The organism is Amorphoplanes friuliensis DSM 7358 (assembly GCF_000494755.1).
In the GTDB taxonomy this organism is placed as follows: domain Bacteria; phylum Actinomycetota; class Actinomycetes; order Mycobacteriales; family Micromonosporaceae; genus Actinoplanes; species Actinoplanes friuliensis.
In genome coordinates, this window is sequence record NC_022657.1 from 2,736,610 (window position 1) to 2,761,345 (window position 24,736).

General features: G+C 68.7%; 26 protein-coding genes and 1 pseudogene. 17 read left to right on the forward strand and 10 right to left on the reverse strand.

Features of this window, described 5'->3' with window-relative positions; all coding sequences use genetic code 11:
* Nucleotides 1–73: 73 nt before the first annotated feature.
* From AFR_RS12680 to AFR_RS12695, 4 genes are all read left to right on the forward strand, one after another.
* The gene (locus AFR_RS12680; protein ID WP_023360862.1) at nucleotides 74–844 is read left to right on the forward strand and encodes an IclR family transcriptional regulator; all 771 of its coding nucleotides are present in this window, start codon (nucleotides 74–76) and stop codon (nucleotides 842–844) included.
* A 245-nt stretch (nucleotides 845–1,089) separates the two neighbouring features.
* Nucleotides 1,090–2,520, forward strand: coding sequence for an ABC transporter substrate-binding protein (locus tag AFR_RS12685; RefSeq protein ID WP_041842103.1), 1,431 nt, complete (start codon nucleotides 1,090–1,092; stop codon nucleotides 2,518–2,520).
* On the forward strand, nucleotides 2,517–4,529 hold the full coding sequence (locus tag AFR_RS12690) for an ABC transporter permease (protein WP_041840820.1): 2,013 nt from the start codon (nucleotides 2,517–2,519) through the stop codon (nucleotides 4,527–4,529). Before AFR_RS12685 ends, AFR_RS12690 begins: the two co-directional genes overlap by 4 nt.
* A 67-nt stretch (nucleotides 4,530–4,596) precedes the next feature.
* A complete protein-coding gene (locus AFR_RS12695) occupies nucleotides 4,597–5,115 on the forward strand; it encodes an SRPBCC family protein (RefSeq protein ID WP_023360865.1) in 519 nt (172 codons plus the stop codon).
* A 12-nt stretch (nucleotides 5,116–5,127) separates the two neighbouring features.
* On the opposite strand, the gene AFR_RS12700 is transcribed toward AFR_RS12695, so the two are convergent.
* On the reverse strand, nucleotides 5,128–5,961 hold the full coding sequence (locus AFR_RS12700) for a helix-turn-helix transcriptional regulator (protein WP_023360866.1): 834 nt from the start codon (nucleotides 5,959–5,961) through the stop codon (nucleotides 5,128–5,130).
* Nucleotides 5,962–6,118: 157 nt separating this feature from the next.
* On the opposite strand from AFR_RS12700, the gene AFR_RS12705 reads away from it, so the two are divergent.
* On the forward strand, nucleotides 6,119–7,051 hold the full coding sequence (locus tag AFR_RS12705; RefSeq protein WP_041840821.1) for an NADP-dependent oxidoreductase: 933 nt from the start codon (nucleotides 6,119–6,121) through the stop codon (nucleotides 7,049–7,051).
* 37 nt (nucleotides 7,052–7,088) lie between these two features.
* Here AFR_RS12705 and AFR_RS12710 read toward each other — a convergent pair whose 3' ends face one another.
* Nucleotides 7,089–8,126, reverse strand: coding sequence for a zinc-dependent alcohol dehydrogenase family protein (locus AFR_RS12710; RefSeq protein WP_041842104.1), 1,038 nt, complete (start codon nucleotides 8,124–8,126; stop codon nucleotides 7,089–7,091).
* A gap of 204 nt (nucleotides 8,127–8,330) precedes the next feature.
* Between AFR_RS12710 and AFR_RS12715 the strand changes: the two genes are divergently transcribed.
* The 7 genes and pseudogenes from AFR_RS12715 to AFR_RS12740 all read left to right on the forward strand — a co-directional run bounded on the left by AFR_RS12715 (nucleotide 8,331) and on the right by AFR_RS12740 (nucleotide 13,297).
* Complete coding sequence (locus AFR_RS12715; RefSeq protein WP_052359376.1) at nucleotides 8,331–8,804, forward strand: MarR family winged helix-turn-helix transcriptional regulator; 474 nt, start codon at nucleotides 8,331–8,333, stop codon at nucleotides 8,802–8,804.
* Nucleotides 8,805–8,856: 52 nt separating this feature from the next.
* Nucleotides 8,857–9,618: pseudogene (gene lgt, locus AFR_RS12720) on the forward strand (prolipoprotein diacylglyceryl transferase); the annotation flags it as partial.
* A 41-nt stretch (nucleotides 9,619–9,659) separates the two neighbouring features.
* Nucleotides 9,660–11,000 carry a ferredoxin reductase family protein gene (locus tag AFR_RS12725; RefSeq protein ID WP_041840822.1) on the forward strand — a complete coding sequence of 447 codons (1,341 nt, stop codon included), beginning with the start codon at nucleotides 9,660–9,662 and terminating at the stop codon, nucleotides 10,998–11,000.
* A gap of 71 nt (nucleotides 11,001–11,071) precedes the next feature.
* Nucleotides 11,072–11,587: a hypothetical protein gene (locus AFR_RS46060; protein WP_148307945.1), complete on the forward strand. Its 516-nt coding sequence runs from the start codon at nucleotides 11,072–11,074 to the stop codon at nucleotides 11,585–11,587.
* 83 nt (nucleotides 11,588–11,670) lie between these two features.
* Nucleotides 11,671–12,255 carry a TetR/AcrR family transcriptional regulator gene (locus AFR_RS12730; RefSeq protein ID WP_023360872.1) on the forward strand — a complete coding sequence of 195 codons (585 nt, stop codon included), beginning with the start codon at nucleotides 11,671–11,673 and terminating at the stop codon, nucleotides 12,253–12,255.
* A gap of 56 nt (nucleotides 12,256–12,311) precedes the next feature.
* A complete protein-coding gene (locus AFR_RS12735) occupies nucleotides 12,312–12,620 on the forward strand; it encodes a hypothetical protein (RefSeq protein ID WP_202963990.1) in 309 nt (102 codons plus the stop codon).
* Between the two features lie 35 nt (nucleotides 12,621–12,655).
* Nucleotides 12,656–13,297, forward strand: a complete 642-nt coding sequence (locus AFR_RS12740) for a dihydrofolate reductase family protein (RefSeq protein ID WP_041842107.1) — start codon at nucleotides 12,656–12,658, stop codon at nucleotides 13,295–13,297.
* 39 nt (nucleotides 13,298–13,336) lie between these two features.
* Here AFR_RS12740 and AFR_RS12745 read toward each other — a convergent pair whose 3' ends face one another.
* Nucleotides 13,337–14,299, reverse strand: coding sequence for a helix-turn-helix transcriptional regulator (locus tag AFR_RS12745; RefSeq protein WP_023360875.1), 963 nt, complete (start codon nucleotides 14,297–14,299; stop codon nucleotides 13,337–13,339).
* Nucleotides 14,300–14,407: 108 nt separating this feature from the next.
* Here AFR_RS12745 and AFR_RS12750 point away from each other — a divergent pair, with 108 nt between their 5' ends.
* Nucleotides 14,408–14,869 carry a VOC family protein gene (locus tag AFR_RS12750; RefSeq protein WP_023360876.1) on the forward strand — a complete coding sequence of 154 codons (462 nt, stop codon included), beginning with the start codon at nucleotides 14,408–14,410 and terminating at the stop codon, nucleotides 14,867–14,869.
* An 84-nt stretch (nucleotides 14,870–14,953) separates the two neighbouring features.
* On the opposite strand, the gene AFR_RS12755 is transcribed toward AFR_RS12750, so the two are convergent.
* Nucleotides 14,954–16,219 carry an outer membrane protein assembly factor BamB family protein gene (locus AFR_RS12755; protein ID WP_023360877.1) on the reverse strand — a complete coding sequence of 422 codons (1,266 nt, stop codon included), beginning with the start codon at nucleotides 16,217–16,219 and terminating at the stop codon, nucleotides 14,954–14,956.
* A gap of 174 nt (nucleotides 16,220–16,393) precedes the next feature.
* Between AFR_RS12755 and AFR_RS12760 the strand changes: the two genes are divergently transcribed.
* Nucleotides 16,394–16,726: a YciI family protein gene (locus AFR_RS12760; protein ID WP_023360878.1), complete on the forward strand. Its 333-nt coding sequence runs from the start codon at nucleotides 16,394–16,396 to the stop codon at nucleotides 16,724–16,726.
* Nucleotides 16,727–16,734: 8 nt separating this feature from the next.
* Here the strand turns inward: AFR_RS12760 and AFR_RS12765 are convergent, their stop codons facing one another.
* Nucleotides 16,735–17,319 (reverse strand): HD domain-containing protein, encoded by a 585-nt coding sequence (locus AFR_RS12765; RefSeq protein WP_023360879.1) that lies wholly within the window; start codon nucleotides 17,317–17,319, stop codon nucleotides 16,735–16,737.
* Nucleotides 17,320–17,502: 183 nt separating this feature from the next.
* Here AFR_RS12765 and AFR_RS12770 point away from each other — a divergent pair, with 183 nt between their 5' ends.
* The gene (locus AFR_RS12770) at nucleotides 17,503–17,841 is read left to right on the forward strand and encodes an STAS domain-containing protein (protein ID WP_023360880.1); all 339 of its coding nucleotides are present in this window, start codon (nucleotides 17,503–17,505) and stop codon (nucleotides 17,839–17,841) included.
* 4 nt (nucleotides 17,842–17,845) lie between these two features.
* On the opposite strand, the gene AFR_RS12775 is transcribed toward AFR_RS12770, so the two are convergent.
* From AFR_RS12775 to AFR_RS12795, 5 genes are all read right to left on the reverse strand, one after another.
* Nucleotides 17,846–18,760 (reverse strand): SAM-dependent methyltransferase, encoded by a 915-nt coding sequence (locus AFR_RS12775; protein WP_023360881.1) that lies wholly within the window; start codon nucleotides 18,758–18,760, stop codon nucleotides 17,846–17,848.
* Nucleotides 18,761–18,873: 113 nt separating this feature from the next.
* A complete protein-coding gene (locus AFR_RS12780; RefSeq protein WP_023360882.1) occupies nucleotides 18,874–19,230 on the reverse strand; it encodes a DUF4387 domain-containing protein in 357 nt (118 codons plus the stop codon).
* Entirely contained in the window at nucleotides 19,223–20,593 is a 1,371-nt protein-coding gene (locus tag AFR_RS12785; RefSeq protein WP_023360883.1) for an acyclic terpene utilization AtuA family protein, read from the reverse strand. The genes AFR_RS12780 and AFR_RS12785 overlap by 8 nt, the downstream gene beginning before the upstream one ends.
* A 73-nt stretch (nucleotides 20,594–20,666) precedes the next feature.
* Complete coding sequence (locus tag AFR_RS12790) at nucleotides 20,667–21,578, reverse strand: NAD(P)-dependent oxidoreductase (protein WP_023360884.1); 912 nt, start codon at nucleotides 21,576–21,578, stop codon at nucleotides 20,667–20,669.
* Nucleotides 21,579–21,592: 14 nt separating this feature from the next.
* A complete protein-coding gene (locus tag AFR_RS12795; RefSeq protein WP_023360885.1) occupies nucleotides 21,593–22,864 on the reverse strand; it encodes an MFS transporter in 1,272 nt (423 codons plus the stop codon).
* 96 nt (nucleotides 22,865–22,960) lie between these two features.
* On the opposite strand from AFR_RS12795, the gene AFR_RS12800 reads away from it, so the two are divergent.
* Nucleotides 22,961–23,650 carry a GntR family transcriptional regulator gene (locus tag AFR_RS12800; RefSeq protein WP_041840823.1) on the forward strand — a complete coding sequence of 230 codons (690 nt, stop codon included), beginning with the start codon at nucleotides 22,961–22,963 and terminating at the stop codon, nucleotides 23,648–23,650.
* Nucleotides 23,647–24,729, forward strand: a complete 1,083-nt coding sequence (locus AFR_RS12805) for a tartrate dehydrogenase (protein WP_023360887.1) — start codon at nucleotides 23,647–23,649, stop codon at nucleotides 24,727–24,729. Before AFR_RS12800 ends, AFR_RS12805 begins: the two co-directional genes overlap by 4 nt.
* Nucleotides 24,730–24,736 lie beyond the last annotated feature (7 nt).

Here is a 24,736-nt window from a genome sequence, read left to right on the forward strand (position 1 = left end):
CGGAACACCAGGCCAGGGCCGGGCTGGTTACCCTCTGCAGGAGCCGGTCCGGCGTTGGGAAGGGACTATCGACATGCCCCGTGTGGTACCGGCGGTCATCCGCGCACTCGACGTCCTCGAACTGTTCCTGGACCGCCCTGAACTCTCGGCCCGTGACGTGATGGAGCGGCTCGACCTGCCCCGCACCACCGTCCACGAGCTGCTCGTCACGCTCGAGGCCCGCTCGTACCTGATCTCCGTCCCGGGCCAGCCGGTGCGGTACCGGCTCGGTATGCCCGTGTTCCAGCTCGGCGCCGCCTTTGCCGGCCGGCTCGACCTGGTCCGCGAGGCGCAGGATGTCGCGCGTGACGTGGCCGCGGCGTGCGACGAGGCGGTCCACGTGGCCGTGCTCGACGGCGCCGATGTCATCTACCTGGTCAAGGTCGACAGCACCCACCCCGTCCGGATGGTCTCCGCGGTCGGCCGGCGGTTGCCGGCCCACTGCACAGCGGTCGGCAAGATCCTGCTGTCGGATCTGGATCAGGCGGCTCTGGACGACATCCTCGCGAAGGGTTCTCTGCCGGGCATGACCCCGACGAGCATCACCGACCCGGACCTGCTGCGGGCCCAACTCGAAGAAGTCCGGGCCGAGGGCGTCGCGGTCGACAACGGCGAGTCCGACAGCGCCATGCGCTGCGTGGCGGCGGCGGTCCGGGACCACTCCGGTGCCGTCGTGGCGGCAATGAGCGTCTCCGCGCCGACCATCCGCTGGACGGCGGAGTCGCACGTGGAGTGGACCGAGCTGGTCCGTGACGGCGCTGCCCGGCTGTCCGCCCACATGGGACACGTGGCGCCGGCCCGGTAACCGGGCGGCCGTTCCCGGTCGGAAATTACATCGAAACATTGACACCTCTCACGGGGGTCCTCTAGCGTCGCGTCCACCCGAAACGATATCTCGAACGCGGTTCGAAATATCGAACATGGCTCGCCGGATCTGCGAAGTGGCGGATCCCGAGCCCGACGACGAGGCGATGCGCCCCTGGTCGCCGGCACCAAGACACAGCTGAACCCCGAGAAACGCGATGAAGCGAAATGAGGGAGGCGATGTCCATGAAGGACAAGCCGTTGTGGTCCCGGCGCGGCGTTCTGGGGATGGGGGTGGGGGTGCTCGGGGCGGCCGGTCTGGCCGCGTGCGGGGACACCTCCGAGTCGCCGTCCACAGCGCTTCCCGAGGTTCCGAAAGAACTGGTCGACGCCGCGGCGGCGGTGAAGGGCACGTCGATGGGGGTGCTGTCGCAGAAGCTGTACTCGGCGGCGGCCAACGAAGCGCTCGACAACTCGATCAAGAAGTTCGCCGACAGCACCGGGACGAAGATCGGGAACAACCTGATCCAGGCCGACGCCGGTGACGTGGTGGCCAAGATCGACGCCGAGGTCAAGGGCGGCGTGGCGCGTGACCTGGCCTTCATGACCGACTCGCGGTTCATCGCGCAGTTCCACGCGCTGGGTGATCTCGAGGACGTGACCGACGTCGTCGAGGCACTGACGGCAAAATACGGCGAACCCTGTGCGGAGGCCAAGAACTTCTGCGTCTTCGACGGCAAGTGGTTCGCGATCCCGTACCACTTCATCGGTATCGGATCGCTCCTGCGCAAGGACTGGATGCAGGAGAAGGGCATCACCGCGAAGGACGTCTACACCTGGGAGGAACTGCGCGATCTGTGCCTGTCCATCTCCGATCCGGCCAAGCGCCGATTCGGCTGGGGGATGACCGTCAACCGCTCAGGTGACGGCAACGGCATGATCGAGGCGCTGATCAACTCCTACGGCGGGGCGATCACCACCAACGACGGCCGTAAGGTCACGTTCGATTCCCCCGAGACGGTCCAGGCGGTGACCTTCCTCGGCGACATCTACACCAATCCCAAGTTCAAGCCGATGCTGCCACCGGGCGTGGCGAGCTGGACCGACACCAGCAACAACGAGAACTGGCTCGCCGGGATCCTCGGCTACACCCGCAACAGCTTCAGCATCTACGCCGACTCCAAGACCAAGAAGAATCCCGTGTACGCCAACACGCACGTCTTCTCCGACTGCATCGGGCCGGCGACCGACAAGTCACTGTTGCTCGGCCAGTCCCAGGGCTTCGTGGTCTTCAAGGGCGCCAAGAACCCGACACTCGCCAAGCTCCTGGCGCAATACCTGATCACCGCGCCGGCGCTGGTCGGGGTGTCGAAGGAGGCACCCGGTCTGGTGATGCCCGCTTGGGAGAAGGTCTGGGACGCCGACCCGTACTTCGCCAGCGGTGACCCCGCTTTTCCGCTGCTGCGCAACATGTCCCAGCAGCCGCTGCCGCTGTCCACCAAGAACGGCCTGGCCTTCCCGCAGAAGCCCAGCGCCGGCCAGCAGGCCGTCGTTGCGGCGTACGTCCTCACCGACATGATGCAGCAGGTCGTGCAGGGAACAGCGCCCGCGCAGGCCGTCACCGCCGCCCACGCGAAGATGGTGCAGATCTTCGCCCAGCAGGGGCTGCCCCAGTGACAACCGTTCGTTCAGCGCCGGCCCCGGCGGCGGAGGATTCCTCCTCTCCGACGGGGCCCGGCTCCCTCACCAGGGCCCAGCGGCGGCTGGGGCGTGACTGGCGGCTGGCGGCCCTGTTCCTGGCCCCCACTGCCGTGCTGGTCAGCGTGCTCGTGCTCGTGCCGATCGTCCAGTCGATCATCACCAGCACCACGGAACGGCACGGCCAGGACAACGTGTTCGTCGGCCTGGGCAACTACGTCGCCCTCGCCGGCGACGAGCAGTTCCGTACGGGTGTGGTGAACTCGTTCGTCTTCACCGCGTACGCCGAGATCTTCAAGGTTGTCCTGGGGCTGGCGGCTGCTCTGCTGCTGCACCACCGGCGCCGTGGGCGGGCCCTGCTGACCGGGCTGCTGCTGGTGCCGTGGGTGGTGCCGACGGTGGTGACGGCGTTCAGCTGGCGCGCGCTGCTCGACCCGATCTTCGGCAGCGTCAACACCCTGCTCACGTCCTCGGGCATCGGGCCGCTGCTGGCCGATCTGCATCTGGTCGACAGCTGGCCCGCGGGCTGGCTGTCCGATCCGTCGCTGGCCATGCCCTCGGTGATCCTGGTCAACGTGTGGAAGGGCGTGCCGTTCTTCGCCGTCTGCTTCCTGGCCGGGCTCAAAGCCATCCCGGCGGACCAGTACGAGGCGGCGACCATCGACGGCGCCTCGGCGTGGCAACGGTTCTCCCACGTGACCCTGCCCGGTCTGCGCCATGTGATCACCGTGACGGTCACGCTGTCGTCGATCTGGACGTTCAACAACTTCGACCTCATCTGGTTGCTGACCCAGGGCGGCCCGGGCAACGTGACCACGCCGTACGTGCTCGTCGCCTACACGAAGGCGATCCTGCAGCTGCAGTACGGCGCCGGGGCGGCGGTCACCCTCGTGATGCTGCCGGTCATCGGCGCGCTGGTGTTCGTGCTGGTCCGGTTGTTGCGCCAGGAGGGTGGCGCTGCGCCCGCCCGGACGGCGCGCTGGGCCGCAACGACGCGCAGGGCGCTGCCGTGGGTCCTGACCGTGGTGGTCACCGTCCTGCTGGCCTGGGCGTCACCACAGATCTTCTGGAAGGCGGCGGTGGTCCTCGCCGTCTTCGCTCTGATCGCCGCGGCGGTGGCCCGCGTAGTCTCGGCCCTGCAGTCCCGGGGCGGGCGCCGGGCGTCGTCCCTGGTGGCGGGTCTGGGGTCCGGCGTAGCGCTGGCCGGGTTGCTGGCCTTCGTGCTGGGCCCGCTGTACTGGATCGTCGTCACGGCTTTCAAATCCGAGGACCAGGTCGTCATGCGCACCGACGACCTGTGGCCGACACCCTGGACCTTGGAGCAGTTCGGCGCCCTGTTCGCCAACCAGCCCTTCGGCCGCTGGTATCTCAACACCATCCTGGTGTCAGCGGCATCCACCGCGGTCGCCCTCATCTGCGCCGCGCTGGCGGGTTACGCGCTGGCCCGCCTCAGGTTCCGCGGGGCGCAAGGCTTCACCGTCACGGTCCTGCTCACCTACGTGATGCCGGGAGCGCTGCTGTTCATCCCGCTCTACCAGCTGCTGATCGGTGTGCGGCTCACCGACTCGTTGTGGTCGCTGGTGCTGACGTATCCCACCTTCACCATCCCGTTCGCCACCTGGCTGCTGACGGGGTACTTCGCGTCGATCCCCATCGACCTGGAGGAGGCTGCGCTGGTCGACGGCTCCACCCGCATCCAGGCGTTCCGCCGGGTGGTCCTGCCGCTGGCCAAACCGGGACTGCTGGCGGTCGCGTTGTTCACCCTGACCAACGCCTGGAACGAGTTCCTGCTCGCCTTCGTGTTCATCACCAAGGACGAGTACAAGACGCTGCCCGTGGGGATGCAGTCGATGATCGCCGGGGACGTCGTGCCGCAGGGGCAACTGGCCGCGGCGTCGCTGCTCGTCAGCATCCCGGTGGTGATCATGTACGCCTTCGGGCAACGCTTCCTCACCGAGGGGCTCACCGCGGGCGCGGTGAAGGGCTGAAGTGGCCTCGCTATCCGGGTACATTCTGTGCCTCCCTCCGCCTCCGAAATTGCAGCATGGTTCGACCATGACGATTGACCTGCTGATCGGCGCAGCCGACAACACCGTTCCGATCACGATCCAACAGCGGAGCTCGCTCGCGCCCGCCGACGCTTTCCGGCTGATCATGCCCATCGACCTGCCCACCGTGTTCCATCGGGTCGCGCCCTTCCCCGGGGTCCGGTCGGTCCTCAATCAGACCGAGTCGTGGGACCACCCCGGTCCCACCCGCAACCCGCAGTTCGACGACGGATCGCAGGCCGACGAGCAGTTGACCGAGTGCGTCGAGGGCGTGAGCTTCGCGTACCAGCTGACCGGATTCACCAACGTTCTCTCGCGCCTGGCCGCCGGCGTACGAGGGGAGTGGAACTTCAACCCTGACGGCAACGGCACGCTGATCCGGTGGACGTATGAATTCAAGCCGCTGCCCGGACGGCGGTGGATCATCGCCGGCCCGTTCGCCCCGCTCTGGCGCCGGTACATGGTGGCCGCGCTCGATCGCATGGTGCAGTGGAGCGAGGCAGCCGCACAAAGGCCGGTGGCCTGAAGGCTCACGACGCTACTGAATCGCCGGTATCCGGGTGAGAAGCATGCGCAGCGCCTCCTGGGTAGGGGAGCCGGGGCGGGGAAGATAGGTCAGCAGGGAGCGATCGGGGCGGGCCGGCACGGTCAGTACGTGATAGTCGAACTCCAGCGGGCCCGCGACGTGGTTGGTCACGTGGACCGTTCCGACGCGTTTCTCGCCGACGTCGGCTCTGGCCCAGAGCCGCCGGAAGTCGTCGCTGTGGTGACCGAGCTCGTCGATGAGCGCTGTCAACGGCGCGTCGTCGGGCCATCGGCCGGTCATGAGCCGGAGGTGGGCCACGACTTCCTCGGCCGCGGCTTCCCAGTTGCCGTAGCGTGCCTTGGCTTCACGGGCGAGGAACAGCTGCCGGGCGGAGTTGGGCGGCTGTGCCATTCCGGATACGTCGAACACGGCTTCAGCCGCGGCGTTGGCGGCGAGGATGTTCATGCGCGTGTCGACCAGCAGCGCCGGCGCATCGGTGATGGCGTCCAGGAGCCGGGCCAGTGGCTCGTCCTCGGCGGTCGCCGACTTCTGAAGCAGCGACGGGGCCGGCTCGGGCAGCCGGGCGAGGTTGCGCAGGTGTTCGGTCTCCGCGCCCGACAGCGAGAGCGCACGCGCGACCGCGCACAGCACCTGGTCGGACACGTGCGCTGTGCGGCCCTGCTCGAGCCGCACGTAGTAGTCCGGACTCACTCCGGCAATCAGGGCGACCTCCTCGCGCCGAAGCCCCGGCACGCGTCGGCGCGTGGCGCCGGCCGGCAGCCCCACCTGATCGGGGGTGATCCGGTCGCGCCGAGTGCGCAGGAACGCGCCGATGTCGGTCTCCACCGCTCAAGACTATGGCGCGATGGTCCGTGCGCCGGGTGGCCCTGCCGGAACCAGGTAAACCCGGACCTGTCACGCCGCTGTCCGGTCGACCAGGGTGGTTCCGACATCGCCGGCGAGCGGCGTGAACGGGCAGCGAGCGTGATGAGGAAGGCATGAGATGCGTGCGGTAGTGGTGACGAAGTTCGGCGGTCCCGAGGTCCTTCAGGTGATCGAGGTGCCGACGCCCGAGCCGGGGCCCGGGGAGGTGCTGGTGAAGGTGGCCGGCGCATCGGTGAACAACGCCGACGTCATGGTCCGGACGGGGATCAACGTCCAGTACGGCGCGACCGGCGCCCGCGAGCAGTTCGGACTGGGTACCGATGTGGCCGGCACTGTCGCCGCCGTGGGCGAAGGTGTCACGAAGTTCCGGGCAGGGGACGCCGTTGTCAGGACTCAGGAGCGGCTGGATCGCCCGCTGGGCACACAAGCGGAGTACGTCCTGCTCGAGCCCTGGGAACTGGCTCCCGCCCCGGCCGGCGTCGACCTCGTCCAGCTCGCCACCCTGGGACTCAACGCCACGACCGCCGACCAGGCCCTGGACACTCTGGGCTTGAAGCGCGGCGATTGGCTCCTCGTCACCGGTGCCGCCGGAGCCGTGGGCCTCTACGCCGTCGAACTCGCCAGGGTCCGCGGTCTGCGTGTCGTCGCCCAGGCGAACGCCGACGACGAACCGCTGCTGCGCGCCGCGGGGGCCGAGCTGTTCGTCACCCGGGACGAGGACCTCGTGCCCACCGTACGCAGGCTGGTTCCGGGCGGTGTTCACGGCGCGATCGATGCGGCGAACCTGGCGGCCGGTGCCGCCGACGCCGTCCGTCATGGCGGCGCGTTCGTGTCTCTGCTCAACGCGGCGCCGATGCCGCGCCGGGAGGTGACGATGACAAACATGGCCTGGCACACCGATCCCGATCGGCTCGCCAAGCTCGCTGCGTTCGCCGGAGCGGGGCTGATCTCGCTTCGTGTGGCGCGGACGTTCCCTCTCGAACAGGTCGTGGACGCCCACGAGGCGCTCGCAGCCGGGGGACTTCGCGGGCGCATCGTGCTGGTTCCGTGACGCCGGGACGAGCTCTGTCTCGTGCCTCGTGTCGCGGTCAGCTTCCTGCGGCGTCCACCTGGATGACAACTTTGCCGAAAGAGTCCTTCGACAAATGCCGCTCGTACGCACTCGGCGCGTCGACGAACGGCACCACCTCGTCGATCACCGGACGCACTCCCCACTGATCAACGGCGGCGACCAGGTCGTTCTGGGCGGCGACACTGCCGACGGCGACGCCGCGGATGCTCGCGGTTTTGCTCATCAGCGTGAGCAGGTCCGGAGACACGTCGGCGAAGTCGAAGAGGCCCATGTAGGCGATCTCGCCTCCGAATGCAACGGCCGCGATGGACTGGTCCATCGAGCGTCCGCCGGCAGAGTTGACCACGATCTGCGCGCCGCCGGTCGCCGCGAACACGTGCTCACCCCACGACGGCACATCCGTGTAGTCGACCACGCCCGCGACGCCGAGGCCGGACAGCCGCTCCCGTTTGCCGGCGTCGCTGGTCGTCGCCCACACCTGGGCACCGAAGGCGCGGGCCAGCTGCACGGCGAACAACGAAACACCGCCGGTGCCGAGAACCAGCACGGTGTCGTCGGCATCGAGCTGGCGAGCGTTGTAGGGCCGGTTGCCGAGAAGGGCCGTCCACGCCGTCAGACCCGCGCACGGCAGCGTCGCCGCTTCGGTCAGGCTGAGAGTGGCGGGGGCGGCGGTGACTCGATCAGCCGACAGAATGGCGTACTCAGCGAGCATGCCGTTCTCGGTTCCTGAGCCCAGGCCGAGCCCCTTGCCGGGGCCGGGCGCGCCGTCCGCCCAGCCCTGGAAATAGACGCTGATGACCCGGTCTCCCGCCGTCCAGGTTTCGACACCCGCGCCGACCGCGTCGACAACACCGGCGCCGTCGCTGAGCGGGACCAGCTCGGATGCGGCGGTCGAGCCGTAGTGCCCGTCGCGAACGAGAGCGTCTCGGTAGTTCATCGCCGCGGCGTGGACCTTGACGCGGATCTGTCCGGGACCGGGCTCCGGGACAGGAGCGGTCTGCAGTGTCAGCTCGTGTCCTCCACCCGCTCCCGGCGTCAACGTCCATCTGTTCATCGTGCTCGAGCCCATGAGCCAACCTCCGGTCTCTCGTGTCGGGCGGAGGTTTTCCTGCCGCCCGGGAGACATTGCCAAGGGTGGCTCAGCGCTGGGAGTACTCGCTCGTACCTAGGTCTGGTGGAACCACTCGGCGACCAGGAGGGGAAACTCTGAGGTAAGAAGTTCTTGTCTGAGAACTTCTTGCCTGATACGTTTTCGGCCATGACGGTTGGCGGCGCACAAGCTCCGGGGCCAAGGCCATCGCTCGACTCCGAGCTCACCTGGCTGCTGCACCGGGCAGCTCAGCACATGCACAACGCCACCGGCGACCAGGCCGGGAAGCACGGGCTCGCCCTGCGCGAATACATCGTGCTCAGCGCCCTCCACAAGACCCCCGGTCTCACGCAGGGGGAGCTGGGCAGAGCGCTGAGCCTGGACAAGTCCACCCTGATGAGCCGGCTCGACCGTCTCGAGCTCAAAAGCCTGGTGGTTCGCCGCAACGCTCCCGGTGACCGCCGGCTCCGGATGCCGGAGATCACCGCGAGAGGCGAGATCCTTCGCGCCGCGGTGGCCGAGGCCAGCGCCGCCGCCGAGGCTTCGGTACTCGACGGTTTCAGTCCGGACGACGTCGCGTCGCTGCGCCGGATGCTCTTCGCCGTCATCGGCGACAGCGAGGACCGGGGCTCCTGCCTGTGAAGACCCGCAGGACGGCTCCGTCACGGCACCTCCGTGATCGAGAGCCTCGACCGTGACCAGCCCAACGACGTCGGTCTGGCATCTGGGACCGATTCCGATCCGGGCCTACGCCTTGTGCATCCTCGCCGGCATCGTGATCGCCACTCTGATCATGGAAAGGCGGCTGCGCGCGCGTGGTGTGGCGCAGGGCGCGTCGCTGGACATCGCGATCTGGGCGGTGCCCGCCGGCATCGTCGGAGCGCGGATCTATCACCTGGCAACCTCCCCGCAGGGCTATTTCGGTCCCGGCGGGGACCCGTTACGGGCGTTCGCCATCTGGGAAGGCGGGCTGAGCATCTGGGGTGCTGTGGCCGGCGGCGCAATCGGGGCGTACGCCGCGGCCCGGCGCATCGGCCTGCCGTTGAGTCTCGTCGCCGACGCGCTCGCCCCGGGACTTCCGGTGGCTCAAGCGATCGGGCGGCTCGGGAACTGGTTCAACAACGAGGTGTACGGCAGGCTCACCACGCTTCCCTGGGGCCTCGAGGTGCACGACATGCAGACGGGAACGCCGCGTCCCGGGCTGTATCACCCCACCTTCGCGTACGAGGCGATCTGGAATCTGGGGGTCGCCTTGCTGGTGTGGCGACTCGATCGCCGGCATGCCTTCGGCCGCGGACGCGCTTTTGCCCTCTACGCGATGGGCTATGCCGCCGGTCGGCTGTGGATAGAGACGCTGCGCATCGACGACGCGAACACGATCTTCGGGGTGCGCATCAACGTCTTCACGGCGCTGCTGGTGTTCCTGCTCGCCGCGACGTACTTCCTCGGCGTCCGAGCGACCGATCCCGTACAAAATCAAGGGAAGAAGTTGATCGCATGAGATCCCCCTCACTGAGGGTGCCGGCCCGCCACGTCGGACCGGCGACCATCGCGGGGCTCGTTCTCGTACAGGGCTTGATGTGGATGGTCTCGCGTCCGCCCGGTGAGGGTTTGACGACGTACCTCGGGCAGTTCTTCGGAGCCGAGGCCGTGCTGCTGCTGTCGGTGGCGCTGGTGCTCATCAGCATGTTGCCGTGGGTGGAAGCGTGGTTCGACGGCATCGACCGGGCCGCCATCTGGCACCGGCGGCTCGCGATCACCGGGCTGGTTTTGCTGGCGCCGCACATTGCGCTGGCGTCGAACCCGACAGCCACCCAGCTCGGCGGCATCCTCGCGGTGACCGGCGTCGCCGGGATGGTCGGGCTGGCCTTGTGGGCGATCCTGCCGAGGTGGCAGTCCGTGGTTCCCCGCCCGTTGCGCCCCCTGGTCCTGGCGGCTCGAGACGCTCCGGGCGTCACGGCTTTCCGCCGGATCTTCGGTGGCTACGAACGCTGGCGCGCACTGCACCGCACGACCGGGCTGTTCGTCGCGGCCGGGTTCATCCACGGTGTCCTCGACGGAACGGCGTTCGGCGGCTCACCGCTGCTGTACTGGAGCTACCTGGCCGTCGGCGCCATCGGGCTCGGCTTTTACCTCTACCGCGAACTGCTGGCCCGATTCTTCCGGTCGCTGCACGACTACCAGGTCGCGACGGTCACAGAGGTCGAGCCAAGACTGGTGGAGATCGCTCTGCACCCGCTCGGGCGCGGGGTCGATTTTGTACCGGGTCAGTTCGCCATGGTGTACCTCGAGGCCAAGGACGGTTGGCATCGGCACCCGTTCACGATCGCCAGCGCCCCGCACGACAAGAACCTGCGCTTCACGATCAAAGCTCTGGGCGACTACACGTCGCGTCTGCACGAGCTCGTCGAACCGGGGATGCCCGCGGTCATCGGTGGCCCGCACGGACGTTTTGATCATCGGCGCGGTACCGACCGGCAGATCTGGATCGCGGGTGGTGTCGGCGTAGCGCCCTTCCTCAGCTGGCTGCGTTCCCTCGACGGCCCTTTGCCGTACCGGGTGGACTTCTTCTACTCCGCAGTCGGGACACCGGCATTCGCCGACGAGATCCGCACCATCGCCGACCGCCACGACGACCTGCACGCTCACATCATCGACACGAGCCTGGAAGGCCGCCTGACGGCGGAACGGGTTCTCGTCGACGCCGGCGGAAACCCCGGCGGGTTGTCCGCGTTCATGTGCGGCCCCGCGGCGATGCTCTCCGACTTCGAAACCCAGCTACGCCGGGCAGGCGTCGCCTCCCGCCACATCCACCGCGAGTACTTCGACTGGCGCTGACCTCCCCGGACTTCGCCGCAAAGCTTCCGGAGGTTGTGTCCGGGTAGTCGGGATATGTCACCATGTACGGCATGGCGCGGCGAGCTCGGAGAGCCAAACAGTCGGACGCGATGGCTCAGGCAACGGTCCAAGCTGCGGAGATCAACAGTCGCGGGGTGGTCGAGGCCGCACGGGTCGGCCGAAGTGGCACGCTGCACGCGGCGAAACTGAACTCGGCCGGCGTGGTGCTTGCTGCCGTTGTTGCCGGAACGTGCGGCGTGACCGGTGTGGGAATTCAAGGCCACTACGCGACCAGGCAGGCACAGATCGAGGCGTCCGAAAAGGCACTCGATCTCCCGCGGTCGTGGACGCGCATGTCGCCGCTGGAGGCACGGGAAGCGCTGATTGCGGACTTCGCACTGCAGGAGCGCGTTCTCGAATATCGGGCCGGGTGCAGCAGCTTCCCGGCCGGCGATCGGGGATCTGTCCGTCCGCCGGAACTCTTGACCGGCGTCAACGGCCTTCGTGTACTGGTCGGTTGTCCACCCATCGAGCAGACGCCCGTAGTCACTCGCCTCGAAGAGTTCATTAAACAGTCAGACATTTAGCGGCCTTCGGCTCGTGCCGACGTTTGCTGGTGACTTACCACTGGCGTCTTGCGAAATTGAACCGCGCGGTCTAACTTCAGACCATGCGGTCAGAAAAACTTACGCGGACCCAGCTTGCGCGACGCGAGGACATCGTCCGAGCCGCCGTCGTTGTCGTCGGACGCGATGGGTACGCGGGCGCGTCGATCGAGCGCATCGCTGCCGAGGCGAACACCTCCAAGAGCACGGTGCTGTACCACTTCGACACCAAGGAATCCGTCTACACCGCCGTGGTCGACCGGCTGTACGAGCGTGGCCGCGTCTACATGGGCGAGCGTCTCCGAGGCGAAATGCCCGTCACGACGCGGTTCCGGGCCTATCTGGACGCCAACCTCCGGTTCATCGCTGAACACGCTCCAGAGGTCAAAGCGCTGCACTTCATCCTCGAGAACATGCCGCGCCTGGTGAGCGAGGTCGACGACGGGCTCGGCCCGCTCACTCAGATGCTGGAATCCGGCCAGGCGTCGGGCGATTTTGCCGCGTTCGACGCCCGGGTCGCGGCCATCGCCATCCGATCGGTGATCGACCGTGCCGCCTTCCACATGACGGAGCACGGCGAGGTCACCAGCCAATACATCGAAGAAACCATCCACCTGCTCGAGCGGATGGTGGGGAAGGCGAAGTCATGACCCGGAACATCGTTGGATCGTCCGCGATACGGAAGACAGCCGTTGCGTACCTCGTGGTGAGCGTCGCCGCAGTCGTCGTTCTGGCCGTGCTGTCCGTCAGTGCACCACAGCAAGCTCCCACGACGGCCTGGGTGCGAGCCGTCATCGTCGCCGTCACGTCCGTGCTGACGGTGATCTTTGCGCACCGCGCTGCCGCGGGACACGAGCGAGCCCTCCTGCGCCTGCGCATCCTGGTGCCGATCATCCTTGTCGCGGTTGTCCTCGTGCTGCTCTTCCTGCCGCTTCCGGCGTGGATGGTGATCGAGCAGCTGCTGTGCGGGGTGCTCCTGCTCGGGCTCGCCATCCTCATCTTCCGGGCGCGATGAGCGCTCACTCCGATCCGATCTCGAAGGACACCGACATGACGCGCATTCGTATGGACCTCTTCACCTCGCTGGACGGCTACGTCCCCTCGGACCCGACGCCGGAAAATCCGATGGGTACGGGGTGGAGTCAGCTCACCGCCGCCTGGACGGCGACCCGGACGTTCCGCCGGAACCTCGGAGATTCCAGCGGCTCAGGTACGACCGGCATGGACGATCGGTACGCGGCCGCCTTCGTCGACGGCATCGGGGCAGAAATCATGGGCGCGGGGATGTTCGGCTTCCACGCGTTCCCGGACGACGACAGCTGGACAGGGTGGTGGGGTGAGCGCCCGCCCTTCGGCACACCGGTCTACGTCCTCACGCATCGCGCACCGCGCCCCTCGATCGTCATGGACGGGGGCACGACGTTCCACTTCCGCGACACCACCGTGGAAGAGGTGCTCGCCGAGGCACGCCAGGCGGCGGGCGACCTCGACGTCCGGATCGGCGGCGGCTACGGCACGGCCCGGGATTTCCTCCGGGCGGGGCTGGTGGACGACCTTCATCTGATGGTCGCGCCGGTGTTCCTCGGGCGAGGCCACCGACTGTGGGACGAGCTCGCCGGATTCGACGCCGGCTACAAGATCTCGACGGAGGTTGCCGAGAGCGGCCAGATCCACATCACGCTGACGCGGTAACAACCCGCCGGGTGAACGGTCGATCGCCGGCGGCAGCAGTCAGTTGATCCTGGTGAATCTGCGGGCGAGGTGGGCGAAGGCGTCGGTCAGTTCGGTGGGGCCGACGACGTCGATGTCGGCGTCGTAGCGGGCGATGGTGGCGGCCAGACTGGGCCAGGACCAGGAACCGAGGGTGAGCCGGCAGCGGCCGGGGCCGGCCTCTTCGACGATGCCGTCGCGGGTGTAGAGGGCGACGGTGGCGGCGGGCAGGTCGAGGATGACCGTGCCCTGGCAGGGCCAGCCGCCTGCGTCGTCGGACCCGCGAAACTTGCCGATGGCGTAGGCAGCGACGTCTCCGCCGGGGATTTCGCGGGGAGTGAAGCGTGGCCCGTTGGGAGTGCGCAAGGCGATCCGGTCGACCCGGAAGGTGCGCCAGTCGTTGCGGTCGAGGTCGAAGGCGATGAGATACCAGCGGCCGTCCCAGGTGATGACGTGGTGGGGTTCGACGCGGCGCGGGGGCGTGTCGGTGCTTTCGGGGCCGTAGTCGAAACGCAGGGTCTCGCGGGCGTGGACGGCGGCGCTGATCGCCAGGAGCACGTCGCCGTCGACCGGCGCGGCCGGCCGGGTGGTGGGCCGTTCGACGGCGGTGATCCGCAGCGCCTCGACGCGGTGCCGGAGCCGGCTGGGCATGACCTGCCGGATGGTGTTCAACGCCCGGACGGCGGCTTCCGCCAGGGTGTCCCCCGAGGTGGTGGCGGCGACTTGCAGGGCGATGGTCAGGGCGACGGCCTGCTCGTCGTCGAACAGCAGCGGTGGTAGTTCGGTGCCGGCACTGAGCCGGTAACCGCCGTCCGGGCCCTTGATCGCGGCGATCGGATAGCCGAGCTCGCGCAGCCGGTCCACATCGCGGCGCACGGTGCGCAGGCTGATGTCGAGCCGGTCGGCCAGCAGGGTGCCGGGCCAGTCCCTGCGCGCTTGCAGCAGGGAGAGCAGGGCCAGGAGCCGGGCGGAGGTTTTCGGCATAAAGCCAAGTCTGCCCTAAGTAGGTGCCACACCCTGTCACCTACTGCTGCGAATCTTGAACCTGGGCCGGACAGCACCGGTCATCCCCACGACGAAGGAGTCAGCACCATGGCGCTCACCACCACCACGCACCTGAACTTCCGCGGCGACGCCCGCCAGGCACTCGAGTTCTACCAGTCGGTCTTCGGCGGTCACCTCACGGTCGTCGCCTACGGAGACTTCGGGATGCCCAAGGAACTGCCCGACGCCGACAAGGTCGTCTTCGGTCAGGTCAGCGCCGAGAACGGCTTCAGCATCGCGGCCTACGACGCGCCCAGCCAGTCCCCGGCCGCCCCGGCGCCGACCGCCACCACCCGCGAGAACGGCATGACGCTGACCGGCGAGCGGGTCTTCGTCGCGGTCGGCGGCGACACCGCCGAAGAGATCAGCGCGTTGTGGGACAAGCTCTCCGCCGACGCCGAGATCGTGGAGAAGTTCGGCCCGTCGGCGTTCTCGCCCGGCTTCGGCATGCTCACCGACCAGTTCGGCGTCACCTGGGTCCTTCAGGTCAACGCCGCCCACGCGGGCTGACCTGCGCTGCCGTCCGAGGCGGCCGTGAGCGAGCCGCCTCGGACTGCGCCGGGCCGCGTGCCGACAAGTCCGGGCTGCCCGGGTTCAGCCGACGTCGGTGACGGTCAGCCGGCCGTCTTTCGTGTCGCAGATCAGGGTGTCGGTGACGGCCGTGCAGCCCCGCGGGCCGGTGCCCTCGATGATGCCGCTGAGCTGTAACCCGCCGGTCGCCAGGTTGATGCGGCCGGCGGCGGCACGGCTTCCGTCCGGGGCGACCGGGCGCAGATAAAAAGCAGGGACGGAGCGTACGGAGTCCCGCACGGTGGTGCCCGCGCCGAGCGACGCCACGACGGTGCCCGTGGTGGTGTCGATCAGCGCATACCTGCCGTCATCGCCGCCGGCCAGGATCCTGTTCTGCCCAGGGATCAGGACGGCGTCGACGAAGCCCGCCGCACGCCAGCGGATGGTGCCGGTGCCCGGATCGAGCCCGACGGTCGCGGTGCCGTCGGCGAAGCACAGCACGACGCCGCACGCGCGGGCCGCCGGACCGGTCACGATGTCGTCGGTCGCCGACTGCGCGTACCGCCAGCGCTGCCGCAGCGTGTCCAGATCGTAGGCGGTCACCACCGCCCGGTCGGTCTCCATCCGGTTGACGAACAGCAGGCCGGACTCGGCCACGACTCCGTTGGTGACGGGTACGCCGCTGCCGTTCTCCAGCCGGCCCTGGGACAGCAGGGCACCGTCGCTCAGGCGCAGCACCTGGAGCCGGCCGTCCGGGGTGGCGGCCACGATCCGCTGCCGTTGCGGGCCGACGACCGCCCAGGACTCGTCGCCCTCGATCGCCCGCGACCAGATCGGACGGCCGTCGGCCATCCGTACCAGGCTCAGCGTGCGGTCCGGCTGCCTGAGCAGAGCGGTCTCCGGCGTTGCGGACACGATGTCGCCGGGCAACCGCCACTTCTCCGCCCCGGTACGCGGATCGAGCGCGACGGTTCCCTCGAGCAGGATCGGGACCAGCAGCGCGCCGGGAACCCGTGCCGTCATCCGGCCGCGCGGCTTCGGCAGCCCCTTCGACCAGCGGACCGCCCCGCTGCCCAGGTCGTACGCGGTGACCTGGGAGCCCACGTTGATCGACTGGACGAACACCGTGTCGCCGGCCGCGTCGGCGAGGCTGGTCTGGCTGAAAGCGACGCTCCACCGGGGCCGGATCACGGTGGAGCCGGAGACGGCGGAGCCGGTGAGCGTCGCAGCGCAGAGCGCCGCCACGGCGGCCGCTGCCCAGCGCACGACGCCGCGGTGATCGAGACGGAGCCGTGCGGGCGCAGGCGCTGTCGCGGCTGAGCTGGGATCACCCAGCTCGATGATGGTCATGACGAGCTCATCTCCCCATCCAACACCCGGCGTCCACGGACCGGTACCCACAGACCGCCCGTTCAGTGCGGCGCGTGCAGATGCGAGACCAGTTGCAATCCAGGATCGGTCTACGTAACCTCAATCCGGTTGCTGAATGCAATCGGTTCGGCTTCCGCAGCAGAGGGGTCCGCTATGGCGAAGTTCGTGACGATCGGATACGGCGACCGGGCGGGGTACGACCGCGTCGACCCCGGTGTCCGGGAGGCAGCGCACGCGCATGACGCCCGACTGCGCCGGAGCGGGGCCGACATGGGCATCGCCGGCCGGCCGGTTCAGGTCCGTAACCATGGCGCTGCCGGAGTGACCACATCCGACGAGCCGTTCATGTCTTCCGCCTTGCCGGTGGCCGGATTCGCCATCATCGAGGCGGCGACTCTGGCCGAGGCCATCCACATGGTGTCGCAGACGCCCTGCGCCGTCGCGCACGGCGTAGTCGAGGTATGGCCCCTGCAAGAATCCCCGTGAGCCCCGTTTCAGTTGTCGCGATGTGACCAGGGCCTGTCGTAGTGGGCCGCCAGGCGGTGGTGCACCCGTGCCGCGACCGATTCCAGGTGCGGCCGCCGTACGGAATCGACCTGGGCGTTCCACGACGCTGCGCCGTGCCGGCAGATCATTTCGGTGTAGCGCTGGGTGGTGGTGACCCGCGTGCCGTCCGGACCGACGGTCTGATCGGCGTAGGTCAGCGCGTCGGACATGTGCTCGTCCGCGTCGGGGTAGGCGGCGAGTTCCTCGGCCAGTCCGCGGGCGGCGGCGACGAACCGGGCGCCGGAGTGGTGGGCCACCAGGCCGGGGATCGGCGCAGGCCAGGACAACTCCGCGAGGTGGCGGGCGCCGTCAAGGGGGTGAAATCCGGTCACCCGTACGACGTCGGAGTAGCCGATGTCGTGCAGCCAGGCCGCCGCGACGAGGACGTCCCGGTCGACGTCGAGGAGTGGGGCGAGCTCGGCAGCCCGGGCGGCAACGCCCGACGTGTGCCGCCAGCGGTTCCCCAGCGGCGCCAGCAGTTCGCGCGCCAGACTCTCGGCTGTGGTGGACAGGGTGGCGAGTCCCAGAGACATGCCGCGAGCGTCATACCTGAAGGTGAACAGAAGGGGTCCGGGGAGCGGCTTCTGTCTGAATCAACCCGCCGCCGGGGCGCATTGCTGATGATGAGGTGAATTCTGGAGTTGCCCCGATGACTGTGCGCCGAAGAAGTCCTACTCTGGCCGCTCGGAGAACACGGGGTAACGGAAGGCCACACAATGACCGAACCAGCGGTCGATATCGTCACCAGTCCCGACGGCAGTCTCATCATCCGCCCTCGGCGCATTCTTGATGCCGAGGCTGCTGTCGAGCTGCGTCATACCCTGGTCTACGCGGTCCGCCGGCTTCGGCCCCTGCGGCTGATCCTGGACCTGAGCGACGTGCACGACCTCGACGCGATCAACGTCGGCACTCTCGCCGCTGCCTGCCACCTCGGCGACGACCATCAGGTCGCCGTCTTCTTCGACAATTCGTCCCCGGCCATCGCCGACCTGCTGGCGTCGGCGGGAGTTGCCGACCACCGGTTGCGCCGCGTGGGCATGGCGCAGGCCGCGTAGCTGCTCATCGCCTGGGCAGCAGTTCGGCGTTGAAGTACCAGAGGTTCACGCCGCCGCGAGCCGGGTCGAACGGCGTCCCGACCTTCCGGTGGTAGCGGTCGCCCAGCTCGGCCAGCGTCGACGCGTCCGGCGACCAACCGTGACCGGCGATCCAGTCGTGTGGGGGAGTGGGCGGGCCGTAGCGGAGGACCGACAGCGTGCGGTGCACACCGGCATCCGAAGTCGCCGCGTCGTCGAGGCGCGTCCCGAGGGGTTGCGCGATCTCGACGCAGAGACGGCTGCCGGGCGCGGACAGGTCGTGCACCCTGCTCATCATCAGGTCGGCCTCGGCCCGGGTCAGATAGACGGTCAGCCCTTCGGCGACCCAGGCGGCCGGGCGTGCCGGGTCGAAGCCGGCGGCGACCAGAGCCTGCGGCCAGTCCTCGGCCAGGTCCACGGGCACCGACGTCCGCCGGGCGACAGCGCTCAGCCCGGCCGCGTCGGCGGCCTGCTCCTTGAGCGCGAGCCCCGCGGGCCGGTCCACCTCGAAGACGCGGCGCCCGGTCCAGGGCATCCGGTACGCCCGTCCGTCCAGTCCCGCACCCAGCAGGACGACCTGATCGAGGCCGGACCGGGTCAGTGCCTCGTCGAGGTACAGGGTGCGCAGGGTCACCAGATCACCCATTGCCTCCGTCATGCCGGACATCTGACCCGGCATGGTTGCGAAGTGTGGTGCCCGGCCCGGCTCGGCGAGCCCGAGATACGTCATCACCGCCTCGGCGAGCGGATCACGGAACGCCGGTGTCTGCGACAGCGACTCGGCCGCGCGCTGAGCGGCCACCAGGACGGCGGTCCACTCGACGCCGTCCGGCAGCGGCCGGGAACCCGCTCCGATGGGAGTGTCAGGCGTGCTCCCGATCGCCGGGGAATTCTCGGACATGGTGCATCGCTCCGTTCCGGGCCGGCCTCATCGTTGTGCCGGACTCGAATACAGCGACGTTGTCCGTTGCCGTGATGTTCAGCGGGGTGTTCTGCGGCACCTTTGACAAGTAATCAGCCAGGAGCCGTACGGCTCGGGGTGGACGCCGGTAGGGGTAGCAACGCCAGGGGGACGTGGTGCTGGCCGGCGTGGATGTCGCGGTCACGGAGGCTGCCCTGCACCACCGGTCGCGGGAAGGAAATCTTGACCACGTTGAGCGCGGGGATCCGGTAGATCTGGACGGTCTCCGCTGCGACGCCGTAGAGGCCGGCGACGACCTGGGTGTCCAGGAAGGCGGGATCGGCGACCAGGGTGTAGCCGGCGGTGTCCCGGAGAAACACTTCCATGGTGACCCAGAACGGTCCGGCGTTCTTCGACCGCACCTCGAGGGAGATGTCCGCGACAGTGCGGGGCGTTCGGGTCTCAGGCATCGGTGTCCTCCGGCAGGTTGATGCGGAACGGGGCGGTGGGAGAGTCCACATCGACCACGTGGTTGAGGACAAATTCGTACGCCGCCCCGCGCTCGGTCTCGGCCGGCGAGGTCGCGAAAGCCAGGCTGGGCAGGTAATTCATGTCCGGGGTGGGCAGGTGCAGCATGAGCGGGTTGGCGACCTTGGCGACCGCCGTGGCGGTCTGCTGGTCCGCCGCGTTGACCAGCAGCATTACGCCGACTTCACGGGGTGGCCCGGTGGCCGGCTCGATGGCATCGAGGACGGCGTTGTGGCCGTAGAGCCGGATGTCGAATGCGTACTCGTCGGAGGTCAGCCCGAGTGTGTCGGTGACCCATTCGCCGATCATGCGGCGCAGCAGTGCGGCCCAGGTGTCGATCTGGCTCAGGATGTGCGGGTCGCGGATGGCCGTGAACGACATCGTCTCGTATCCGGTGATCCGGGCGCCCTCGAGCTTGACCGTGTACTGCTCGGCAAGGTCGAAGCGGGAGCCCTCGACGCGGACGCGACGGTCGTCCAGCGCGTGGTAGGTGGCGTCGGTGACCACGATGGTGCCGGCGGGCTCGCGCATCGAGAACGGGTTCACCGTCTCGTAGAGCATGTGCGCGGCGACCGAAGTGGGAGTGCAGGCGTTGTCCGGGTGCAGCGGTTCGATGGTGAACCCGGTGGCGTCGATCGTGGCCAGGACGCCGCCGGCGCGCGGGTTGGTGGTGCATTGCCCGCCGCACTCGACGATCTTGGCCGCGTGCCAGGTCGGCCCGGCCGGCATGCCTTTCAGCAGCGGGAAAGCGGCCGCGACGGCGGTGTCGGTGGCGCGTCCGGCCAGGATCACGTCGGCGCCGCCCTCGAGGGCGGCCACGATCGGCTCGTGGCCCATCATCGCGACGATGTGCCGGCAGCTTTCCAGGGTTGCCGGGTCGAGCTCGGCGGCCGGCGGCAGCGGATGGATCCGGCCCTGGCCGAGATGCTCCTTGAGGCCGGTGGCCTGCTGCTCGCTGTAGATGGTGGCGACCCGCAGGTTCAGACCCTCCTCGGCGAGGATTTCCCGGGTGATGCCGGCGACCCAGTCAACGCCGGAGTCGGTGCCGCTGGTGCCGCACGAGCCGATGATCAGCGGGATCCTGGCGGTCGCCGCCGCGCGCAGCAACAGACGCATGTCCCGGGTCACGGCGGCGGCGGCGGTCTTGGCGATACCGGAGCCGAGATAGTACGGGCCGGAGTCGGTGGAGCCCCCGTCCACGGCGATCACGTCGGCGCCGAGTTCCAGCCCACGGGTGAGGGTCTCGGGCGGGAATCCCGCTCCGAGCATGCCGACCGGTGTGAGAACGCGTACCTCGTGGGTCATGGGTTTCCTCGTTTCGTCTTTGCGGTCGTGACGAGACCGCACAGGCCGGCTCCCAGCACGTTCATTCCGGCGTTCATGCGGCATGCCTGATCGAGAAGGCGGGCCGTCCGTCGAGCGCGGCCACCAGTTCCTTCGCGCCTTCCAGGCCGGCGGCGTGGCGGGCCTCGGCGGTCTGCCCGGCCATGTGCGAACAGACGGTGATGCCGTCGACGCCGCGCAGGACGCTGTCGGCCGGCAAGGGTTCGGTGTCCAGCACGTCGAGGGCCGCGCCGGCGATCCGTCCGGCCCGGACGGCATCGGCGAGGGCGGTCTCGTCGACGATCGGCCCGCGTGCAGTGTTGATCAGGTGGGCGGTGGGCTTCATGCGGGCCAGCGCCGCGGCGTCGATCAGGTGCCGGGTCCGGTCGTTGAGCGCGGTGTGGATCGATACGAAGTCGGATCGGCCGAGCAGCTCGTCGAAGGGGACCTCGCTTCCCAGCACGGTCATCCCGAACGCCGATGCGAGCGGCTTCACCCGCTGGGCGACCGCGCCGCGGCCGATGATGCCGAGGGTCTTGCCGCGCAGCTCGAACCCGTCGCGCCGGGGCCAGCCGCCGGCGGCGACACCGGCGGCCATGCCCACCAGGTTCCGCGCCTGCACGAGCAGGAGCCCGATCGTGTACTCGGCGACGGCGTTGGCGTTGATGCCGGGCAGGTTGCTGACGGTGATGTCGTGTTTCGCCGCGGCGGCGAGGTCGACGGAGTCGTATCCCACGCCGGTACGCACGATTGCCCGCAGCGCCGGCGCCTGACGCAACACCTCGGCCGTCATCGGCTCGTTGGCGATCAGCGCGCCTTCGACGCCGTCCAGCGCGGTGACCAGTTCCTCGGGCGGGCGTTTGCCGCGCATCGGACGGTGGCGGGTGGTGAAGCCCAGCCCGGTGAGGTAGGTGTCCACTTCGTCGCCGGCGGTCAGGTAGTCGGTGGTGATGAGAACGGTCGGCATCAGTTCTTCCTGGATCATTTGAGGATGGGCGTCCGGCTGCGGCGCTGCAGGCGGCCGAGGTGGACGACGACGAGGATGGCCAGGCCGGCCAGGATGGCGATGTCGAGCAGCATCCCGTCCCAGCCGGTGAGGTCGACAACCGCGCCGATGAGTGCGGGACCGCCGAAGCCACCGAGGTACCAGGCGACCGCGTACAGACCGGTGTAGGTGCCCAGCACCCGGCTCGACGGCGCGAGATTCCACAGCGCGACGGCGGCGTTGATCAGGAATCCGGCCGCGCCGACCGCGGCGATGCAGAAGACGACGACGGTCGCGGTGGCGGTCTGCACGATCGTCCCGGCTGCCATGGCGGCGGCGAAGACGGCCATGCCGACGCCCATGGTCTTCAGGCGGCCGAAGCGCTCGGCCAGCAGTGCGGCGGGATAGGCGGCGATCACGTAGGCGATGCCGCTGGGCAGTGTGAGCCCGCCGGCCTCACCGCGGCTCAGGCCCAGAGCTTCCATCCCGTACGGCGTGACGAGCGAGCGGGAGGCGAACCATGCTCCGCCGAAGAGCAGGATGGTCAGCAGCAGCAGAAGCCGGCGGCGGTCGTGGTCGGTGACCAGATCGATGATGACCCGCCGGAACGGCATCTGTGTCTCACCCGGCCCGGCGTTCGCGTCCTCGGTCACGGCCGCCTGGTACGCCGGCGACCGGCTGTCGCGCATCTTGATGATCATCACCACCGTGACGAGCAGCAGGATCGCGGAGGGGATGACAAACGCCGCTCGGGGGTGGTCGTCGACGACCAGAAGGCTGATCAGCGAGGCCACGATGATGGTCAGCGCTGCCGCGATCTTGACGATGGCGTTGCTCCGGCTGCGCCGCTCGGGCGTGATGTAGTCGGGCACGAGAGACTCGGCCAGCGGCCGCATGGTGTTGGCGACCAGCGCGTAGCCGACCATCACCGCGATCAGCAGGCCCACCGATGTGGTCCAGGGCAGGAACACGAACAGCACCGCCGCGAGGGGCATGCCCACTGCGAGGTACGGCACGCGCCGGCCCCACCGGGTGCGCGTGTTGTCGGACCGGTTGCCGATCCACGGCTGGATGAAGATCCCCAGCAGGTTGTCCATGCCCATCAGCGCACCGACCAGCGCCGCGCTCGTGATGTGCTCGCGCAGCAGCACGGGTACCTGGTTGTCGTAGAAGTTCCAGGTCGATTCCTGAGCGAACAGAATCAGCGCGATGAAGAACGTGATTTTCCTGGTGGACACCGCGCTGTCGCGGACCTTGATATCGGCCATGTTTCCTCCACGTGTCCGGCGTCACGCTAATTTGCTGTGGCAAAATCGTCAACAGTTGCAAGGCGATTGAGCCACAGCAACCGGTACAGTGCGGTCATGACTGAAACGGAGACGCTCGCCGATCAGGCGTACGGTCAGCTCCGGACCGCGATCGCCACCGGAAAGCTCACGTCGGGCGAGAAGGTGACCGAGCGCGGCATGGCCGACCGGCTGGCGATGAGCCCCACCCCGGTCCGCGAGGCGCTGCGCCGGTTGGAGCTCGACGGGCTCATCGAGAGGATCGGGCCGCGGACGGTGCTGGTGGCCGCGATCCGCGACGCGGCCATCGACGACCTGGCCGAGGTGGAGGTCGGACTGCGTGGCCTGGTGGCCCGCTTTGCTGCCCGGCACGCCACGTCCGTTCAGCTCGAGGCTCTGGACTCGATCCTCGACCGGGCCGACGACCTGCTGATCCTGGCCAAGGAACGCCGGGCCCAGGGCGAGTCGGCCGAGCGGCACCTGAACGCCCTGCTCGACACCATGCAGGAGTTCAACGACACCGTCGGTGCGTGCGCGCACAACCCGGTGCTGCTGCGGATGCTCGAGCAGAGCCGCGTCTTCTCCCGCCCCCGGCGCCGGGAACTGTTGCTGCAGAAGGTGGCCGAGGACGAGACGTTCGGCCTGGAGCGCTACACCATGCACCGGGCGCTGGTGCGGGCCCTGCGGGCCAAGGACTCCGCCGCGGCGGAACGCCTCGCGCTCGAAGACTCGCAGGGCGGTCTCCGCGCACTCAGGGAGGCACGATGACCACCCACCGCATCGCCGTGATCCCCGGCGACGGCATCGGCAAAGAGGTCGTCCCGGCGGGCGTTTCCGCCCTGCAGGCCACAGCCGACCGCTTCGGCCTGTCGCTGGAGTTCGACGAGTTCGACTTCGCCAGTGCCGACTACTGGCAGAAGCACGGCACGATGCTGCCGTCCGACTGGGAGCAGACACTGCGTCAGTACGACGCCATCTTCTTCGGAGCCGTCGGCTGGCCGTCGGTGGTGCCCGACCACGTGTCGTTGTGGGGCAGTCTGCTGCAGTTCCGCCGGACGTTCGACCAGTACGTGAACCTGCGGCCGTGCCGGCTCATGCCCGGCGTCACCAGCCCACTGGCCGGCCGGGAGCCGGGCGACATCGACTTCCTGGTGGTGCGCGAGAACACCGAGGGCGAGTACTCGAGCGTCGGCGGCCGCATCTTCGAGGGCACCCCGCGCGAAACCGTGCTGCAAGAAACGGTGATGACCCGCGTCGGTGTCGACCGTGTGCTCCGGTTCGCCTTCGAACAGGCCGCCCGCCGCCCGAAGAAGCACCTCACGTCCGCGACGAAGAGCAACGGCATCTCCATCTCGATGCCCTACTGGGACGAGCGCGTGGCCGAGATGGGATCGAAGTTCCCCGACGTACGCCTCGACAAGTTCCACATCGACGCCCTCGCCGCACAGTTCGTGCTGCATCCGGAATGGTTCGACGTGGTCGTGGCCAGCAACCTGTTCGGCGACATCCTCTCCGACCTGGGCCCGGCCTGCACCGGCACGCTCGGCATAGCCCCGAGCGCCAACATCGATCCGTCGCGGGAGGCGCCCAGCCTGTTCGAGCCGGTGCACGGCTCGGCGCCCGACATCGCCGGCCAGGGCATCGCCAACCCGATCGGCCAGATCTGGTGCGGCTCGATGATGCTGGACCACCTCGGCCACCCCGAGGCGGCAGCACACCTGCTCGGCGCCATCGAAGCCGTTCTGGCGCACGGCCCGGCCGGCGCGCCGCTCACCCCCGATCTGCACGGCACGGGCACGACGGCGGAACTGGGCCACGCGATCACCGAATGCGTCCGCGAGAGGTGACCCAGAG

Coding starts and splice junctions, on each gene's coding strand:
- AFR_RS12755 (WP_023360877.1), bottom strand. CDS start 16,219: ATGACCATCATCGAGCTGGGTGATCCCAGCTCAGCCGCGACAGCGCCT.
- AFR_RS12780 (WP_023360882.1), bottom strand. CDS start 19,230: ATGCCTGAGACCCGAACGCCCCGCACTGTCGCGGACATCTCCCTCGAG.
- AFR_RS12730 (WP_023360872.1), top strand. CDS start 11,671: ATGCGGTCAGAAAAACTTACGCGGACCCAGCTTGCGCGACGCGAGGAC.
- AFR_RS46060 (WP_148307945.1), top strand. CDS start 11,072: ATGGCGCGGCGAGCTCGGAGAGCCAAACAGTCGGACGCGATGGCTCAG.
- AFR_RS12770 (WP_023360880.1), top strand. CDS start 17,503: ATGACCGAACCAGCGGTCGATATCGTCACCAGTCCCGACGGCAGTCTC.
- AFR_RS12695 (WP_023360865.1), top strand. CDS start 4,597: ATGACGATTGACCTGCTGATCGGCGCAGCCGACAACACCGTTCCGATC.
- AFR_RS12705 (WP_041840821.1), top strand. CDS start 6,119: ATGCGTGCGGTAGTGGTGACGAAGTTCGGCGGTCCCGAGGTCCTTCAG.
- AFR_RS12715 (WP_052359376.1), top strand. CDS start 8,331: ATGACGGTTGGCGGCGCACAAGCTCCGGGGCCAAGGCCATCGCTCGAC.
- AFR_RS12765 (WP_023360879.1), bottom strand. CDS start 17,319: ATGTCTCTGGGACTCGCCACCCTGTCCACCACAGCCGAGAGTCTGGCG.
- AFR_RS12785 (WP_023360883.1), bottom strand. CDS start 20,593: ATGACCCACGAGGTACGCGTTCTCACACCGGTCGGCATGCTCGGAGCG.
- AFR_RS12795 (WP_023360885.1), bottom strand. CDS start 22,864: ATGGCCGATATCAAGGTCCGCGACAGCGCGGTGTCCACCAGGAAAATC.
- AFR_RS12805 (WP_023360887.1), top strand. CDS start 23,647: ATGACCACCCACCGCATCGCCGTGATCCCCGGCGACGGCATCGGCAAA.
- AFR_RS12725 (WP_041840822.1), top strand. CDS start 9,660: ATGAGATCCCCCTCACTGAGGGTGCCGGCCCGCCACGTCGGACCGGCG.
- AFR_RS12685 (WP_041842103.1), top strand. CDS start 1,090: ATGAAGGACAAGCCGTTGTGGTCCCGGCGCGGCGTTCTGGGGATGGGG.
- AFR_RS12710 (WP_041842104.1), bottom strand. CDS start 8,126: ATGAACAGATGGACGTTGACGCCGGGAGCGGGTGGAGGACACGAGCTG.
- AFR_RS12775 (WP_023360881.1), bottom strand. CDS start 18,760: ATGTCCGAGAATTCCCCGGCGATCGGGAGCACGCCTGACACTCCCATC.
- AFR_RS12745 (WP_023360875.1), bottom strand. CDS start 14,299: ATGCCGAAAACCTCCGCCCGGCTCCTGGCCCTGCTCTCCCTGCTGCAA.
- AFR_RS12750 (WP_023360876.1), top strand. CDS start 14,408: ATGGCGCTCACCACCACCACGCACCTGAACTTCCGCGGCGACGCCCGC.
- AFR_RS12790 (WP_023360884.1), bottom strand. CDS start 21,578: ATGCCGACCGTTCTCATCACCACCGACTACCTGACCGCCGGCGACGAA.
- AFR_RS12800 (WP_041840823.1), top strand. CDS start 22,961: ATGACTGAAACGGAGACGCTCGCCGATCAGGCGTACGGTCAGCTCCGG.
- AFR_RS12760 (WP_023360878.1), top strand. CDS start 16,394: ATGGCGAAGTTCGTGACGATCGGATACGGCGACCGGGCGGGGTACGAC.
- AFR_RS12740 (WP_041842107.1), top strand. CDS start 12,656: ATGACGCGCATTCGTATGGACCTCTTCACCTCGCTGGACGGCTACGTC.
- AFR_RS12680 (WP_023360862.1), top strand. CDS start 74: ATGCCCCGTGTGGTACCGGCGGTCATCCGCGCACTCGACGTCCTCGAA.